The 16,106-nt window shown below is 44.0% G+C and carries 14 protein-coding genes and 1 pseudogene; 7 read left to right on the top strand and 8 right to left on the bottom strand.

The window, feature by feature from the left end; genetic code table 11:
• Positions 1 to 88: 88 nt before the first annotated feature.
• Both L0B18_RS06625 and L0B18_RS06620 read left to right on the top strand, forming a co-directional pair.
• A complete protein-coding gene (locus L0B18_RS06625; RefSeq protein ID WP_234570601.1) occupies positions 89 to 1,165 on the top strand; it encodes a serine hydrolase domain-containing protein in 1,077 nt (358 codons plus the stop codon).
• 311 nt (positions 1,166 to 1,476) lie between these two features.
• Complete coding sequence (locus tag L0B18_RS06620) at positions 1,477 to 3,564, top strand: alpha/beta fold hydrolase (protein ID WP_234570599.1); 2,088 nt, start codon at positions 1,477 to 1,479, stop codon at positions 3,562 to 3,564.
• A gap of 60 nt (positions 3,565 to 3,624) precedes the next feature.
• Here L0B18_RS06620 and L0B18_RS06615 read toward each other — a convergent pair whose 3' ends face one another.
• On the bottom strand, positions 3,625 to 5,016 hold the full coding sequence (locus L0B18_RS06615) for an amidohydrolase family protein (RefSeq protein ID WP_234570598.1): 1,392 nt from the start codon (positions 5,014 to 5,016) through the stop codon (positions 3,625 to 3,627).
• Between the two features lie 244 nt (positions 5,017 to 5,260).
• Between L0B18_RS06615 and L0B18_RS06610 the strand changes: the two genes are divergently transcribed.
• Positions 5,261 to 6,316 carry an MBL fold metallo-hydrolase gene (locus L0B18_RS06610; protein ID WP_234570596.1) on the top strand — a complete coding sequence of 352 codons (1,056 nt, stop codon included), beginning with the start codon at positions 5,261 to 5,263 and terminating at the stop codon, positions 6,314 to 6,316.
• Positions 6,317 to 6,508: 192 nt separating this feature from the next.
• Here L0B18_RS06610 and L0B18_RS06605 read toward each other — a convergent pair.
• Positions 6,509 to 6,895: pseudogene (locus L0B18_RS06605) on the bottom strand (septal ring lytic transglycosylase RlpA family protein); the annotation flags it as partial.
• A 332-nt stretch (positions 6,896 to 7,227) separates the two neighbouring features.
• Between L0B18_RS06605 and L0B18_RS06600 the strand changes: the two are divergent.
• Positions 7,228 to 8,106, top strand: a complete 879-nt coding sequence (locus tag L0B18_RS06600) for a hydroxypyruvate isomerase family protein (protein ID WP_234570593.1) — start codon at positions 7,228 to 7,230, stop codon at positions 8,104 to 8,106.
• Positions 8,107 to 8,194: 88 nt separating this feature from the next.
• Complete coding sequence (locus tag L0B18_RS06595; RefSeq protein WP_234570591.1) at positions 8,195 to 8,512, top strand: hypothetical protein; 318 nt, start codon at positions 8,195 to 8,197, stop codon at positions 8,510 to 8,512.
• A gap of 55 nt (positions 8,513 to 8,567) precedes the next feature.
• On the opposite strand, the gene L0B18_RS06590 is transcribed toward L0B18_RS06595, so the two are convergent.
• Entirely contained in the window at positions 8,568 to 9,287 is a 720-nt protein-coding gene (locus L0B18_RS06590) for a hypothetical protein (protein ID WP_234570589.1), read from the bottom strand.
• Positions 9,288 to 9,390: 103 nt separating this feature from the next.
• Positions 9,391 to 11,817, bottom strand: a complete 2,427-nt coding sequence (gene priA / locus L0B18_RS06585) for a replication restart helicase PriA (RefSeq protein WP_234570587.1) — start codon at positions 11,815 to 11,817, stop codon at positions 9,391 to 9,393.
• 235 nt (positions 11,818 to 12,052) lie between these two features.
• Between priA and L0B18_RS06580 the strand changes: the two genes are divergently transcribed.
• Entirely contained in the window at positions 12,053 to 12,229 is a 177-nt protein-coding gene (locus tag L0B18_RS06580) for a hypothetical protein (RefSeq protein WP_234570586.1), read from the top strand.
• Positions 12,230 to 13,705 carry a sodium:solute symporter family protein gene (locus tag L0B18_RS06575; protein WP_234570584.1) on the top strand — a complete coding sequence of 492 codons (1,476 nt, stop codon included), beginning with the start codon at positions 12,230 to 12,232 and terminating at the stop codon, positions 13,703 to 13,705. It abuts the gene before it with no gap.
• A gap of 112 nt (positions 13,706 to 13,817) precedes the next feature.
• Here the strand turns inward: L0B18_RS06575 and L0B18_RS06570 are convergent, their stop codons facing one another.
• From L0B18_RS06570 to L0B18_RS06555, 4 genes are all read right to left on the bottom strand, one after another.
• Entirely contained in the window at positions 13,818 to 14,936 is a 1,119-nt protein-coding gene (locus L0B18_RS06570; RefSeq protein WP_234570582.1) for a trans-sulfuration enzyme family protein, read from the bottom strand.
• Between the two features lie 96 nt (positions 14,937 to 15,032).
• On the bottom strand, positions 15,033 to 15,491 hold the full coding sequence (locus tag L0B18_RS06565; protein ID WP_234570580.1) for an OsmC family protein: 459 nt from the start codon (positions 15,489 to 15,491) through the stop codon (positions 15,033 to 15,035).
• Positions 15,478 to 15,813 carry a thioredoxin gene (gene trxA / locus L0B18_RS06560; RefSeq protein ID WP_234570579.1) on the bottom strand — a complete coding sequence of 112 codons (336 nt, stop codon included), beginning with the start codon at positions 15,811 to 15,813 and terminating at the stop codon, positions 15,478 to 15,480. Before trxA ends, L0B18_RS06565 begins: the two co-directional genes overlap by 14 nt.
• 3 nt (positions 15,814 to 15,816) lie before the next feature.
• Positions 15,817 to 16,071, bottom strand: a complete 255-nt coding sequence (locus L0B18_RS06555) for a hypothetical protein (protein ID WP_234570577.1) — start codon at positions 16,069 to 16,071, stop codon at positions 15,817 to 15,819.
• Between the last annotated feature and the right edge of the window lie 35 nt (positions 16,072 to 16,106).

Here is a 16,106-nt window from a genome sequence, read left to right as displayed (position 1 = left end):
CCCACAGCAGGAATTTTTTAGCACTTTTTATACTTTATCTCTGTTGAATTTATCCATTAGATGAATCCGGCAGAGATATTTTTTTGCTATGAACCATAAACTTTCTCTTACCTCCGTTGTCTTGTTTCTGCTATTCTTCTTGTCGGGCTGCGACAACTCATCCACCGGCCCGGAAGAAGGGGAAGGCCTGATTCCTCATAAAAATCTCGAAGCTGTTCAGGAGTACGCCCTTGGGACAAATGATAGTCCTACAGGCCGAGCACTCATCATCTGGCACAATGGCGAAATTTTGCTGGAAGAATATGGCAAACAGTTTGAGCGTCAACAACTTCACACAATCTTTAGCGGATCAAAAAGTTTTGCCGGTTTACTGGCTACAATTGCCGTGAAAAATGAACTTTTCACATTTGATACTACTTTAGGCGAACTCATCCCCGAATGGGATCCTGAAAGCGAGCGAGGAAAGGTTACCATCCGCCAGCTTCTCAGCCTCACCTCAGGAATTGAAACAGCTTCGGCAGGCACGGTCCAAACGGCCGAGAAATGGCTTGCTGTTGAGATGGAGCATGAGCGCGGATCAACCTTTGCCTACGGCCCTACCCCATTTTATATTCTGTCCTGGATTTTTGTTGAGGTCTTTGAGATCAATCCTATCGATTACCTGGAAGAGCACCTCTTTATCCCGCTTGGTGTATCTCGTGGTGAATGGTCGAACATGAATTTCTTTTATCCGAATATGGCTTACGGAGGCAACTATCCTGCACTTGACTGGCTGCAAATCGGCATTATGCTGATGAATGGCGGCACCTTAAACGGGAATTCCGAAATCATTTCGGGTGAATTATTAGCCGAACTTTTAACCCCCACTGAAGCCAATCCGGGTTACGGAATTACATTCTGGCTCAACACACCGGTCGGATCACAGAAACGATCAACAATGGATCTGCCGGATCATGCAAAAAGTCTGGCTACGGGCAAGATGATATCCGACATCATGCCCGATGATCTTTTTATGATGTCGGGCTTATTTGGCCAAAAACTCTATATCTGTCCTTCTCTGAACCTGGTCATTGTTCGATACGGTACTTTTTTAGTCGGGGGAATCAGCGATGAAGAATTTTTTACAAGATTGATGGACGGGGTAGATCAGGCTACTCTTGAATAAGGAACACACATGACAACATTCGTCAGTTTGAGTGCACTCTGAGTTGTAACGAAGAGGAAGCCGAAAACTTCGCCGTATTGGTCGAGACTTCTCGACTACTTTCCGCTGTGCTCCAATGCGCTCAAAGTGACGTGTTTGTCCTACCTTCTTCACTATTCCTCATTCATTTCGCTTGATTCCAATTGGGAATCCCGTTATCGTACCCGAAATAAAATTGAAGCAAGAAAGTTCATCGGGTGAGAGTTTTTACTCTTTTTAGCATTCAATTTATAAATCCTCCTCCGATGACCCATAATTACAATTCGTATTTTATGAAACGTTTCCTATTCTCCCTAATTCTTCTCGTTGGATTTATTCCCTCAACCATTTTCTCGCAATCTGTACCGACAGATCTCACCCTTAAAAAGATTTTCCTGGAACCCATGATTCCCGGCATTCGCCCCAACTTTGAATTTGTTTCAGGTGATCAATCCAGGATTTTCTTTGAATGGAATGATTCTTCCTATTTCGAAACCGGATTGTATTCGGTGGATTGGGACGGAAATAACCTGGAAGATGTGGAGGATGACGACATTCACCGGCCGGTTCACTCCCCCGACGGATCAAAGATTGCCTATACCAAAGATGACGGTATTTTTATCGCCGAGGCAGACGGATCAAACGAACAGATGATTGTTCAATCGCAGGATAGTGAATACGGACTGGAATGGTCTCCCGACAGCCAAAAACTGGCGTTTGTGATGGACGGAAATGTTTGGGTGACAAACGTACATTCGCCCTCCATTCAACAGATCACGAAAAAAGGAGACGATGATCCCAATTTCTCTCTGAGTTCGTGGGCCGGAAATGAAAAACTGGTTCTCTCTCAATATGATTATTCAGGTGCGCGAACCATCTATTTCCCCGAGTATGTAGATGAATTTGTTGTCCCGGGTGGAAATAGTCGCGGCATCCCTGAGGTTTCTGTTTATGTTGCTTCTTTCGATACAACCGCTCTTGATACCCTTGTAACCGGCCTTCATCGATCATCACTCAGCGCTTCTCATGACGGACGTTATGTGGCCATCGACTGGGCGGACGCTCCGTTGAAACACCGAAAAATTATTATTCATGATCTGCAGGAGGATTCAAAAACGGTTGTATTTGAAGACTCAACCGACGGCTGGATTGATGAACGTGAGATGGAATTTGCCCCGGAAGGCGATCAGCTTTTCTTTTTGTCGGAGAAGGACGGATGGAACCACATTTACACCGTGCATGCGGACGGATCCGATCTCACTCAACATACGGAAGGTGATTATTACGTTCCATGGGCCGAGTGGCTGGATGACGAATCGATTGTTTTCGCGAGCAATGAGGAAGATTACGGGGTCCGACACATTTACACATTGGATGTGGATGACAGCGCTGTGTATCAGCTCACCGATGAGGAAGCCTACCGATATCAGTTTTACCTGACGCCGGATCGATCCAGTCTGATTTATGCGAAGACGTTTTTTAACCAACCGTATGATTTGTACCGTCTCGATTTGGAAGATCCCGATGAAGAAATTCAATTGACAAATTCTGTTCCGGAAAGTTTTTATGATTACGACTGGCAGCAGGAAGAATACGTTCGATTTACAGGACGCGATGGCGAGACCGAACTCTCAGCTTCGCTTCTTTATCCGCTGGATTATGACGAAACCAAAGAATACCCCGTTGTGGTTTTTGTACACGGGGCGGGATCGCTTCAGAATGTGTACAAAGGATGGTCCAACAACTACTGGCGCGAATACATGTTTAATCAATTGTTGAACAAACACGGATTCATCGTTTTGGAAGTAGATTACCGACACAGCCTCGGCTACGGACGTGATTTCCGCGCAGATGTCACCAACTGGATGGGCAAGTATGAAACGGAAGACATCGTGGACGGCCTCGATTGGGCTGAAGAACATACCGGCGGCGCCCTTGATTTAGACAGGGTTGGAATTTACGGTGGAAGTTACGGCGGATTCATGTCGCTCTATGTCCTCACCGCAGCTCCCGAACGCTTCCATGCCGGTGCCGGACTCCGATCCGTAACCAACTGGAGGAATTACTATTACGCCAATCCATGGTACACACTGCCGCGATTGGGTGATCCCGAAGAAGTCCCCGAACACTATGACCAAAGTTCCCCCCTCACCTATGCGGACGAATTAAAACATCCGGCCCTTTTACTCCACGGATTAGAGGATGACAATGTCGGTTTCCAGGATGCCGTGCAGTACATCGAAAAGTTGATTCAATCCGGCAACGAAGACTTCGATATGATGATGTATCCTTCTGAACCGCACAGTTTTACTGATGCGGATTCATGGTATGATGAGTATCGGCGAATTTTTGAATTTTTTGAGGAGGAGCTTAAGGAGTGAAAAGGCAAAAGTGAGAAGTGAGAAGGGATGGCGCAAGCGTCTCGCTTGTGCTATTATTTTTTAATCTTCAACACCACCAATTTTACCGATAACTGATTCACGTAGTTCTGAAGGATTAAACTGCTTCCCGTTTTTAAAAACCATTACGGTATTTCCAATATGGTTAATATTTTGGGATGGATCACCCTCCACTACAATTAAGTCCGCCAATTTTCCTGTTTCTATTGAACCAAACTCAGCATCCTTTCGTAATGCTTTGGCCGCATTTATTGTTGCCGCTTGGATAGCTGCCATCGGAGGAAGGCCTGCTTCAACCAAAAGTTGCATTTCGCGGTGAAGTCCAAATCCCGGAATAATCATAGGCCCAACGGGATCTGTGCCTGCTACAATTAAGCCTCCTCTATCATAAATTTCCTTTAATAGCTTACTTTGTTTTTTAAGACCGTTTTCAAGACAATCTTGCATGTTTTGGTTAGACATCAACCTTTTCTCAAATTTTGAAATCGACTTTAAAACATCGCTACTTAAATATTTTTGCCAGTCTGTAGTAACCGGTTCCGAATTAACTAACATAGCCTGAAATGTTATGATGGTGGGAGTCAAATAAACCTGATTGTCAATAATTTTATCAATTAACATTTTTATCTCAGGATGCGTCAAAGCAAAATCTCCACTTTGGCAGGCTATGCTACTCGGGGTAAACCCAGAAGAAAAAAATTCCGGCATCCCAAAAATACCATGTTCAAGCCCATGAATGCCTAAATCAATGGCTTCATTAGCAGTAACTGATCCCAAATGTCCTGTCACCGGCAGATCATGACTGTCAGCTAATTCAACAAGTCTGCTCAGCTCTTTGGAAGTGATGCTTGTATAAACTTTAACCCCGTCGATTTTTCCACTCCATTTGTTAAACTGGTATTCGAGTTCTTCAACAGATTTAATCCCATTGATCCATGGAACTTGTGAGGGGCTATGATCAAAATAAGGACCTGTAGTTAGAATATTTGGTCCAACTTCCTGGCCTTGACTTACTCTGTTTTGTAGATCTAAAGTTCCTTCGGCATCATATTCACCTGGAGAGTAAATTGTGGTTACCCCGCCAGCCAAATAAAACTTCAGATACGATTTCTGATTGCTTATCCCATTTGTTGATCCCAGGTTAGCATAAATATGCCCATGCATGTCAATAAGTCCGGGAAGAATCGTTAAACCTGAAACATCAACAGTTGTAGCATGCTGAGGTATTGCAAGATTTGGACCTATTTTTGTGATTTTATCATCAGAAATTAATATGTCCCAGTCTTGTTTAAGTTCAGTACCTGTTCCATCAATGATGTTTCCATTAATTAAAACCGTCTGCATCTGGTATTCTTCATTACATCCAATCAAAAAAAGACAAATGATTAGAAGGCGGAAATGTTTTTTATTTATTCTCTTTATGGTAAGCACCATTAACTTTTAATAGTTATTTCTATCTCATTCTAAATGGATTTATATCACTTGTCAATAAAATACTTAATACCTATGAAAGGTGATTTCTCTTTCCAGGCGAAATTAAAAGGATAATGCGAGCAAACAGTGATTGCTAAAGAAATAACGAATATCGAAACTTCTGAATTCTGACTTCCTTGTTCGCTATTCATCATTCAAAACCCTTATCATTCACAGTCTAATTTTTAAAACTGATTCAATCTAAGTGAAAAAATTAATGCTCTGGATTTTAGGTCTTCTCATTTTCGCCGCTTTATTTATTGTGATTGCCGGATGGTGGTTTTCCGAACCGGGATATAGCGGTCCGGTTTCCGATCATTTTAACGGATCCAAATTTGTGAATCCCAGCGGAGCTACAACGCAAAGCACTCTGGAAGTTTTAAAGTGGTCACTGAACCGGGAACCGGGCGAGTGGACAGAACTGACGGAAGAGAACGCAACCTTTGCTGAGAAACCTGCCTCCAGAGTTACCAATTCTCTGGCAATTACATACGTGAACCACGCCACATTTCTCATTCAAACCGGTGGATTAAACATTCTTCTTGATCCGGTTTGGAGCGAGCGTGTCAGTCCTTTGAGTTTTGCCGGACCAAAACGGATGCGGCCGCCGGGATTGAAATTCGAAGACCTTCCGGAAATTGACCTCGTCATCCTCAGCCACAATCATTACGATCACCTGGATATTGAAACACTCAAAAAAATCAATACCCAATACGCGCCGGATTTTATTGTGCCACTCGGCGTGGATCTCTACCTGAACAAGCAAGGTATTTCCCAAACCACGGCGCTGGATTGGTGGGATCAGGAAGCCGTTTCTGAAGACATAGTTGTAAACTCGGTTCCGGCACAGCATTTTTCAGCCCGCGGACTTTTTGATCGAAACAAAACCCTGTGGGCCGGTTATGTTTTGGAAACGCCGTTTGGCAATGTGTACTTCGCCGGCGATACCGGTTATGATGATTTCTTTAAAGAGATTGGAGAGAAATTTGGATCGGTCAAAGTTGGGCTGATTCCCATCGGGGCGTACAAACCGGAATGGTTCATGGGACCGATCCACGTAAATCCTGCTGAGGCGATACAAATTCACAAAGATGTGAACGCGGAGATTAGTTTTGGCATGCATTTCGGAACTTTTCCGCTGGCAGATGACGGCATGGAAGAACCGGCCAATGATTTCTACGAAGCCATGCAAAAACCTGAAAATGCCGGAGTAAATTTTAAACTGTTGACCGAAGGCGACACGTTTAGGCTTCAGAAATGATGAATATTTGATTCACTCTGCCTAATCTGTTTCGCTATTTCCCGGAGCGGCATAAGGGAAATTCCGATTCAGTTCAGAAATGGAAAACGCTTCGTTTTGAAGCGGCTCTGTCAGCCCGAATGGAAGCCCGATACTTTTTTTAGGAATGGAAACGAGTGAATGGGTAAGTCGAATATTTTCCGCAATCTCGTTATCCAAAACTTCAACTCTCACCCGCGCAACTCCGGAATGGAGAATGTCAAGTTTACGAGCGGCCTCCCTGGAAACATCAATAATCCGGTTTTTGATGAATGGCCCGCGATCATTAATCCGAACCACCACCGATTTTTTATTCCTGAGGTTGGTGACTTTCACGCGCGTATCAAATGGCAGTGAAGGGTGCGCGGCGGTGAGTTTATTCATATCGAACACTTCACCTCCTGCTGTTGTATTTGCATGAAGTCCCGGGCCGTACCAGCTTGCTAACCCGGACTCAACAAACGTTGCCTCAACTTCCGGTTGAGCCCAAACCATGTTTGCGCAGCCCATCCAAAGAAAGAACAATAATAACAGTGATTTAGCACAAAATGTATTCATCATTTAAATGATTTTTCCACAAGCGGGAAAAACAGGTTTTGAGCTTTCGTTTACTCCTGGATAACGGTGTTTTTTAAATTCTTGCAACCAAAGGTAACACAGATTTTATTTTATTAACAAATAAATCGACCGGCTTCACAAACCATCTCATTTTTTGCAGTCCATTCTTTTTCGATTACATTATTCTTATCTGATCATTTTTCCGAAGGATGGAGCCGGGAATTCTTCAATTTGGATCAATCTACATCACAATGAGACTAACAACCCTGTGATGGACCTCTGCCATTTTACTTTCACAAAAGAATTGTGAAACATAACATCAAATAAATAATTTTATGAATATAACCAGACGAAAAGCAATCAATGTGATGAGTGCCATGATGGGTTCGAGTGTAGTGGCCGGTTTTCTCGATCGAATTAAAAATGTAGAATATTATTTAGGCAAAGAACTGAAAGGCCGGGTGAAGCACTCGGTTTGCAAATGGTGTTACAATGATATTCCGCTGGAAGAATTTTGCGCCGGAGTACGAGATCTCGGAATGCATTCCATTGAACTTCTTGGGCCTGACGAATGGCCGACTCTAAAAAAATATGGCCTCACCTGTGCCATGCCGTGGGGAGCGGGGAAAGGAATTGTTGAGGGATTCAACAATCCCGATTTGCATGATGAGCTGCTGGCAAGCTATGAAGAAGTGATCCCGCTCGCGGCGGATGCAGGCTTGGATAAGATCATCTGTTTTTCCGGCAACCGAAATGGAATGGACGATGAAACCGGCCTGGAAAACTGTACAACCGGCCTGAAACGATTGATGAGCACTGCCGAAAAGTACAACGTGACGGTCTGCATGGAATTGCTGAACAGTAAAATCGATCATCCCGATTATATGTGTGATCACACGGCATGGGGAGTAGAATTGGTTGACCGGGTTGGATCGGACAATTTTAAATTGTTATACGATATCTACCATATGCAGATTATGGAAGGCGACGTAATCCGAACCATCCGCGATTATCATCCATATATTGCGCATTATCACACTGGCGGCGTTCCCGGACGGAATGAAATCGACGAAACCCAAGAGCTTTACTATCCCGCTATTGTTGAAGCTATTCTGGAAACGGGTTATGACGGTTATATCGGCCAGGAGTTTATTCCAACCTGGGATGATAAGATGGCTGCTCTCGAACAGGGAGTTGAGATTTGTGATGTATAAAACAAAGTCTTTAGCCTTGAAATTTAAGACACATCATTCTGCTGCAAGCGTTTAGCTTGTCCATCTTTTGGAAAGATTTATGGCTCCAATGAGAAACATAAAAGACCCGCTTCCTTATTTCGATGAATTCGAAAAGAACTTTGGTCCGCCCGAAGAAAGGCCGACACTCACGGAGCGATTCAGAAATGCCTTAACCTCCGTTGTATTAGGTATCGCTCTCTTCCATGTATTCTTCTACGGAGCCAAAATATTTGTGGTGGTTTCCATTGGGCATGCTTTTTATTGGTTCAAAAATCCCTACTTCCTGGCATTCCTGGGGCTTTGTGCTCTCTTCGGTTGGTTTAAAGGGAAAAAATTTACGAGATGGATTTTTGAAGAGATTGGGTATTTGAAATTCTGGAATTAATTTTTTCCTCAATTTCCCTTTTGAAATTTCATCTGTTTGTACTGATACAAAGAAACTATTCAAACCTGAAATTTACTCCTATTGTCAGGAGAGTATTGTCCTGTTTGAAATCACTATTCGAGAGGTTAATGCTTTGAAGCAATTGCAATTGAAGTTTAATTCTTTCCAAGCCTCCGCGAACTGTAATTCCAGGTTCAAGAAGAATATTCGAACGGTTCTCCGTTAAATAGTTTACTTGATCTTCTCCATCAAAAATCAAATTCCCCTCAACATTTGAATAATTGAGATTCATCAGCCGGGTGGAGCCGGAAACAGATACATATTTGCTATGATAGGTTAATACAGGTTGAACACCAAACCGTGTAGCATTTGCAGATATATTCCCGGTTGTAGCCGGATTTTCGTCCACCGTTCTGGGAAATTGATTCTCTATTGAACCCACTCCCGCAAGTCCATATGTACTAAATACAAACGATGGGCTGATATTCGTGTAATATCCAATGCCGGCTTCTACAAAATTTCCCGTTCCTCCATCACCATTATCCTCCGTACCTGGTGAAAAACGTGTAGCGTTCACTTGAATAGCTATATTCTTCGTAAGCCCATAGGCTCCCAAAAACTCCAATTGATTTGCATTTCCCGCAGCGGTCAGATCCGTCTGTCCCTTGGATGTGATAACCGGAACATTTTGTGTATTGGGTACATAGTATTTTGGGTTACACCCAATCAAAACACTACCTATTAGAAGAAATAGTAATTGAATTCTATATCTCATGTGAGCTCCTTTTTTTTTTGGCAGATCACCGTTTTTAATTGAACTGCATCAAAAAAGTTTCTCGGAAGACAGATGACACTCTCACTGTGACAGTGCTATTTCCTTATTCCACCGCATCCACATCTACATTTATTCTCACCGATGACGCTCCTTTTGGCTTCATAGATTCGTACTGCTCAAAAATACTATCCAATAATTTTTCGATCACATGCGCATTATACGTCCGCTTCAGCTTAATATTCGCCTCCCATTGATACTGCCCGTTCATCCATTCAATCACCGACGGTGACGGTCCCATAACGGAAGCCTCACCCGTTACTTTTCTCATGGCATCACAAAAACGATTTGCCACCAATTGCACTTTCGATAAACTCTTTGCCTTAAACTGGAATACAATCATTCTTGAGTAAGGTGGAAATTCCAGCATTTCGCGGTCAGCCAGTTCATATTTGGCAAATGTTTTAAAATCGTGTGTTCGCGCACACTCGATAGCAGGATGATCCGGTTTCCAGGTTTGTACATAAACCACGCCCGGTTTCTCAGCCCGACCTGCACGTCCTGCTACCTGGCTCAACAATTGGAACATTCGCTCGCCCGCACGAAATGAGGGAAAGGCCAATTCAGTATCAGCATTTATAACTCCTACAACCGTCACATTCGGAAAGTCGAGGCCTTTTGCTACGAGCTGGGTGCCGATCAGAATATCAGCTTCGCCATTCAGGAATTTCTCATAAATTTTCTGATGCCCAAACTTCCCTGATGTCGTATCGCGATCCATCCGCAGCAATCGAGCGTCTGGAAATAAGTCCTTCATCTCTTCTTCTACTTTTTGAGTTCCACTGCCTTTCATTACCAAATTTTCTGATCCGCATTTTTCACAATGCGTATCGGCACGACGCGAATAGCCGCTATAATGACACAGCAGAATATTTTTCTTTTTGTGATATGTCAGACTGGTTGAACTGTGCGGACTTTGCGGGATGTGCCCGCAGTCTTCGCATTGCAAATAAGAAGAATATCCGCGCCGGTTATAGAGCAAAATGACCTGTTCTTTTCTATCCAGTGCTTTCTCGATTTCCAGGTGAAGTTCGGCCGTTAGCGAACCTTTCATCGCGTGTTTGTATTCCAGGAGATTCAGAATTTTTACTTCGGGCATGGTCCCGGTTGGCCGCAGTGGCAATTGCAACATCTCATGTTTTTTCTCCATCACCGCTTTCACAGAAACCATTCCTGGTGTAGCCGAACCTAAAACTACAACTGCATTTTCCATACTGGCCCGCATGACCGCCACATCCCGTGCGTGATATCGTGGCGATGGATCAAACTGTTTGTAGGAGGTATCGTGCTCCTCATCCACAACAATCAAACCGATATTCTGTACCGGGGCAAACACTGCCGAACGCGGGCCAATGGCAATTCGCTTCTCCCCGGATTTCAGGCTTTGCCACGCTTCAAAACGTTCGCGATCACTCAAACGACTATGAAGGACGGCAATCTGATCCCCAAAAATCTGGAAAAATCGCTGAACTGTTTGAGGCGTGAGTGCAATTTCCGGCACTAAGACCAACCCGCCCCTGTCCTGATCCAAAGCATGTTTCAGAGCATGAATGTACACTTCTGTTTTTCCTGATCCTGTCACGCCATAAAGCAAAAAACTTTTGAATTCACGAGCATCAAGAGGTTGTTTGATTTCTTCAAAAGTAACCCCCTGCTGTTCTGATAGCGTTTTGATTTTATTTGGTTCATGAATCCCGTTGTGGTTTGATTCCGTCTCAACCGGCAGGTCAACGGATTCAATCCAGCCCTCTTCTTCAATTCGATTCAGCGTATAAGACGTAAAAAGTTCGTCGCTCAAAAGCTCCTGATGAGTTTTTGGCAGATCCAGTTTCGAGAGTTCTTCAAACGCCTGCACCCATTTTTTGGCCTGTTCTTTTTCAGAAAGTTCGTCCAAAATTTCCTCCGGATGGATGGAATCCGAAATCCGCCAGTGTTTTGCCGTTTTATAATCCACCCGCTGCCGGGGTTGCTCCCACACTTCCACCCAACCCAGTTTGATGATTTTTTTCAGGATTTTTTTTTCTGATCCGTCTCGCCATCGTTTTCGGGCATTTTGTAATGTGTAATCCCCGGATTCCAAATCCCCAAGAAGTTCTCTCTCTTTTTGAGTAAGTGAATCGCGATCCGTTTTCTTTACCCTCAATTTTTTCTCCGACGTAAAATTCAGCCCAACCGGAAGTGCCGCCTGAATGGCCTCGCCCCAACTGCAATAGTAAAACCGATGAATCCACTCTGTCAATTGAAGTATGGTTTGATCCATGATTGGTTCTTCATCCAAAACCTGTTCAACACATTTGGTTTTAAAATCCGGTTTTCGAGTGTGAACCTGCACAGCCATCCCGATTGCAAATTCCTTTCGCAGAGGAACCCAAACCCTCATGCCCGGCTGAATGTTCTGAGAATCAGAAATATGATAGGTAAACAATCGGCGAACGGCCGTTGGAAATGCGATATCAACGTAGGTTTTTGGCATGGTGGAAAGCTATGGAATCTGGCAGGAAAAGTTGAATAGAATCTTCAGCAATAAGGAGTCACCGGACAACTTTTTAAAAATTTTGAAAACTTTCGGGATCTTTCAGTTTAAGCTTTTAAAAACTATATTCACGCTGAATTCAATCCTTAATAACTCATTAAAAGGCGTGGTTAAAAACCGTAACGGTACAGACAATTCATCATCCTATCGCACTTCGAGAGTCATTTTTTGCATCATGATGACCTTGATTTCCCTCATGATTATCTGGCCGGGATACACGATTTTCTCCTCTGCGACACCATTTATCCTGGGATTTCCGCTATCATTTGCATGGATTATTTTCAGCACCATCGCAGGATTCATCGCCTTGCTTTTGCTTTACAGGTCCGATTATAAATCAAAACCGGAGTAGATGGAAACCAGCACAATTATTCTCCTCATTGTTGGGATCTACCTGTTCATCTCTCTTCTTACAGGCATATTGCCATCGCTAAAAATTTCGAAAAGTGTGAGCGGGTATGTTGCCGGCGACCGCAGCATGAATGTGTTTATTCTCTATTTTGTATTGGGAGCATCTATCTTTTCGTCATTCGCTTTTCTGGGAGGGCCGGGCTGGGCGTATTCACGTGGTGCTGCGGCTTTTTACATCATTGCTTACGGAGTGATTGGAATTGTACCCTTCTATTTTTTCGGCCCCAGAACTTGGCGATTGGGCGAAAAATACGGATATGTAACCCAGGCAGAACTCCTCTCCGACCGGTTCGACAGTAAATTTATGTCGGTGATGCTGGCACTGCTAAGCGTGGTGGTTTTTATTCCTTATCTCACGCTGCAAATGGTCGGGGCCGGTTATGTCTTGAATGTGATTAGTGAAGGACTGATTCCATACTGGCTGGGAGCCGGTGTAACCTATTTGGTTGTGTTGATCTATGTTTACTTCAGCGGTGTGATGGGCGTCGGTTGGTCAAACGCATTCCAGGGAATGTTCATGATGGTGATGGCTTGGGTACTGGGAATTTATCTTCCAAACACTCTGTATGGCGGAATTGGTGAAATGTTTACAGCCATTATGGAAAGTGGAAAAACAGCCATGCTCGAAGCACCCGGATTAGCTTCCGACGGCTCCGCCTGGAGCTGGTGGGGATATAGTTCTGCGGTTCTGGTTTCAGCATTCGGTTTTTCGACATGGCCGCACCTTTTCATGCGGAGTTATGCCGCCAAAAGCGCCCGTTCTCTGCGGCTCAGCGTGGTTCTGTATCCCACTTTTTTGATTTTTCTTGTCCCGATTTTGATGATTGGATTCTCCGCTATCGTGGCATTTCCGGGAGTAGAGCAAGCCGACAGCATTTTGCCTTACATTCTCATGCAACTCGATCTCCCGGCCATTGTCGTAGGATTGTTTTGTGCAGGAGCACTCGCAGCTTCCATGTCATCGGGAGATGCAATTCTTCATTCAGCGGCTTCCATTGGCATTCGGGATGGTGTCAGCCAATTGGTGCGCAAGCCTTTAAGCGATCAAAAAGAACGCCTGTTGATTCAGGTTTCAGTAATCATCATTGGTTTGATATCATACTTTTTTGCCATTTCTAATGAGATTTCCATCGTAGCCTTATTGCTTGCATCCTACGGCGGAGTTGCACAAATTTTTCCCATCGTATTTGCCATGTTTTACTGGAAGCGGGCGACCAAAGCCGGTGCCCTTGCCGGACTTTTCGGTGGAATTTTGGTAAACACAATCTGTTTGATCTTCCCTGAAATCAAGCCATTCCCCATGCATGAAGGAATTTACGGATTGATCGTAAACATAGTGCTTCTTGTGAGTATCAGTTTCATGACCAAACCGGATGATCCGGAACGGGTTGAGAAGTTTATGAATTCTGGCGAGTAGTCAGAATTTGCCAACGTTTGGTGTTTGGTTGAAGCAATGATTCCGGGCCGGGTGTTCCGAAGGAGACCTTCGGAAAGTTAAAATTTCCTGAATCCTGAGACTTGTAACCTGACTATCCCAACGCCTGCTCCAGATCCTCAATAATATCATCCGGGTGTTCGAGGCCCACACTGATTCGAACCATGTTTTCCGGCGATACGGATCCTTCACCTTCGCTGCTTCTTCGGTGTTCCCAAGTCGTCTCCACGCCGCCAAGACTTGTGGCACGTTTGACCAGTTTCGTGCGTCCCACGACTTTGATTGTCTCATCGTAATCACCATCAACCAAGAATGAAATCATCCCACCGAATCCTTTCATCTGTTTTTTGGCAATTTCATGGCCTTTGTTAGATTCCAAACCGGGATAAAATACATCCGCAATTTTCGGATGATCTACCAGGAAAGCCGCCACTTTTTCGGCATGCTCGTTGTGGCCTTTCATCCGGTAGGAAAGCGTTCGGGTACTACGGCTCAGCAGCCAGCAATCATGCGGTGAGGGAACGGCTCCGCCCATTTTTTGAACCGTTAAAACCCGATCAAAAAATTCATCATGTTTTTTTGAAATGACGGCTCCGCCCAGAATATCACTGTGGCCGCCAAAATATTTGGAAGTGGAGTGAAGAACCAGATCGATTCCCAATTCAAGAGGAAGCTGATTCACCGGCGTCGGCCAGGTGTTATCCGCAACGGTTCGGATGTTATTCGACTTTGCCAATTCGGCTACAGCAGCAATATCTGTAATTCGCATTAACGGATTTGAGGGCGTCTCAATCCAGATAATTTTTGTATTCGGCCTGATATGCGATTCAATATTCTCCAGATCCGTCATGTCTATAAAATCGGATTCCAGCCCCCAGTGGCTCATAACTGATGTTACCATCTTCCGGTTCCCGGCATATACATCTTCGGGAATAATCACATGATCGCCGGTTTCCAATGATTGTAAAATTGCTGCCGCAGCGGCAATTCCGGATGAAAAAGCGGCCGCAGCTTCTCCCCCTTCGAGCGCAGCAATTACATGTTCAAACTGCTGGCGATTCGGATTCTGTAGCCGCGTATAATGAAAATCTCCTTCTTTTAATCCGGTTTCATCAATCTCAAAAATTGTACTTGGAGAGATGGGGGGGATAATGGCTTTTGAGGGATTACCAATATCAAGTCCTGCGTGTATAGCCAGCGTTTCAAATTTCATAATAATCAGGTACGATTTTTCTTTCAACCATTTGTTTACACTTAACTTAATTCTTTCACAAATCAATTATAAAAGAAAAAGTAATCGGCATTAAATCTATCCCACTTTTTGGGCAATGTAAACGTTCGGTTCGAAAATTATTTCTGATTGAATGGATCGGGTGATCAGGCAGATCTCCTCTGCTTTCTCTAAAATGCGATACGCTTTTTTCTCTTTCGATCCGTCATCAATCGTCAGAACCGGCTTCAGCGTCACTTTGCTCATTATGTATTTACCCTCTTCATTCCGATTCATCTCTCCGGAACTCTCTACTTCTAAATTCACAAAGTCCAGTTTGGAGTATTCTGCAATGGCCGTAAACGATGTAAAAAAACAACTCACAACCGATGCCGTGTAAAGATGCTCGGGCGACCAAACACCATCAACCCCTCCGGGAAATTGTGGAGGGGTAGCTACTTCAATTTTCTCATTTATTCCAGGTGCTGAAAGTTCCCCGATGCGCCCCTCTTTCCAAGTTAGTTTTACGTCGTAATTATGGTGATCAGGCAACGGCATGTTCCTCCAGTTTTCTTCGGATGATAGATTCGAGTTGTGGAGCCTGAACTACACCCGCCTGCTGCCACAAAATATCTCCTTTACTGAACAGGATCATATTCGGAATTCCCCTCACATTGTAGTGAATGGCGATGTCAGGATTTCGCTCTGTGTCAATTTTTACGATTTGCAGAGAATCGCCAAAACGGTTCTTTACGTCTTGCAGGATGGGAGCCATCATTCGGCACGGACCACACCAATCAGCATAAAAATCCACCAGGACAGGTGTTTCGCCTTTTATTAAATCATTAAAAGTGATCTCTTTTGTTTGTGTTTCGTTCATGGTTCAATCTGTTTTGATTTCTTCAAAGGTTACGTCATCAAGATTTAAATCAGATTTGGTTTGATGATGAACAGCAGGAGTACAATGCCCCAGCAAACAGCCTGTATTGGTAAGTGCCTGGAATAGAATAACAAGTGAAAGCAGACCGGAAATGGATGATCCACTTGCCAGGAAATTATAACCAAGCACAAATCCAAGGATGAGCATAAACCATCGCATGGGGTACCAGTTTGAAAATAACTGCTCTTTTAACATCATCTGTCTTTTTGATTTCTTCTGTTATCGATTATGTC

It is taken from the genome of Rhodohalobacter sp. 614A (assembly GCF_021462415.1).
In the GTDB taxonomy this organism is placed as follows: domain Bacteria; phylum Bacteroidota; class Rhodothermia; order Balneolales; family Balneolaceae; genus Rhodohalobacter.
The sequence above is the reverse complement of the archived record's forward strand: the minus strand, read 5'-3'. Positions and strand labels throughout refer to the sequence as shown.

What these genes read in the sequence shown, in the direction of transcription:
- L0B18_RS06625 (WP_234570601.1), top strand. Translation starts at nt 89, where the DNA reads ATGAACCATAAACTTTCTCTTACCTCCGTTGTCTTGTTTCTGCTATTC.
- L0B18_RS06620 (WP_234570599.1), top strand. Translation starts at nt 1,477, where the DNA reads ATGAAACGTTTCCTATTCTCCCTAATTCTTCTCGTTGGATTTATTCCC.
- L0B18_RS06615 (WP_234570598.1), bottom strand. Translation starts at nt 5,016, where the DNA reads ATGGTGCTTACCATAAAGAGAATAAATAAAAAACATTTCCGCCTTCTA.
- L0B18_RS06600 (WP_234570593.1), top strand. Translation starts at nt 7,228, where the DNA reads ATGAATATAACCAGACGAAAAGCAATCAATGTGATGAGTGCCATGATG.
- L0B18_RS06595 (WP_234570591.1), top strand. Translation starts at nt 8,195, where the DNA reads ATGAGAAACATAAAAGACCCGCTTCCTTATTTCGATGAATTCGAAAAG.
- L0B18_RS06590 (WP_234570589.1), bottom strand. Translation starts at nt 9,287, where the DNA reads ATGAGATATAGAATTCAATTACTATTTCTTCTAATAGGTAGTGTTTTG.
- priA (WP_234570587.1), bottom strand. Translation starts at nt 11,817, where the DNA reads ATGCCAAAAACCTACGTTGATATCGCATTTCCAACGGCCGTTCGCCGA.
- L0B18_RS06580 (WP_234570586.1), top strand. Translation starts at nt 12,053, where the DNA reads ATGATGACCTTGATTTCCCTCATGATTATCTGGCCGGGATACACGATT.
- L0B18_RS06575 (WP_234570584.1), top strand. Translation starts at nt 12,230, where the DNA reads ATGGAAACCAGCACAATTATTCTCCTCATTGTTGGGATCTACCTGTTC.
- L0B18_RS06570 (WP_234570582.1), bottom strand. Translation starts at nt 14,936, where the DNA reads ATGAAATTTGAAACGCTGGCTATACACGCAGGACTTGATATTGGTAAT.
- L0B18_RS06565 (WP_234570580.1), bottom strand. Translation starts at nt 15,491, where the DNA reads ATGCCGTTGCCTGATCACCATAATTACGACGTAAAACTAACTTGGAAA.
- trxA (WP_234570579.1), bottom strand. Translation starts at nt 15,813, where the DNA reads ATGAACGAAACACAAACAAAAGAGATCACTTTTAATGATTTAATAAAA.
- L0B18_RS06555 (WP_234570577.1), bottom strand. Translation starts at nt 16,071, where the DNA reads ATGATGTTAAAAGAGCAGTTATTTTCAAACTGGTACCCCATGCGATGG.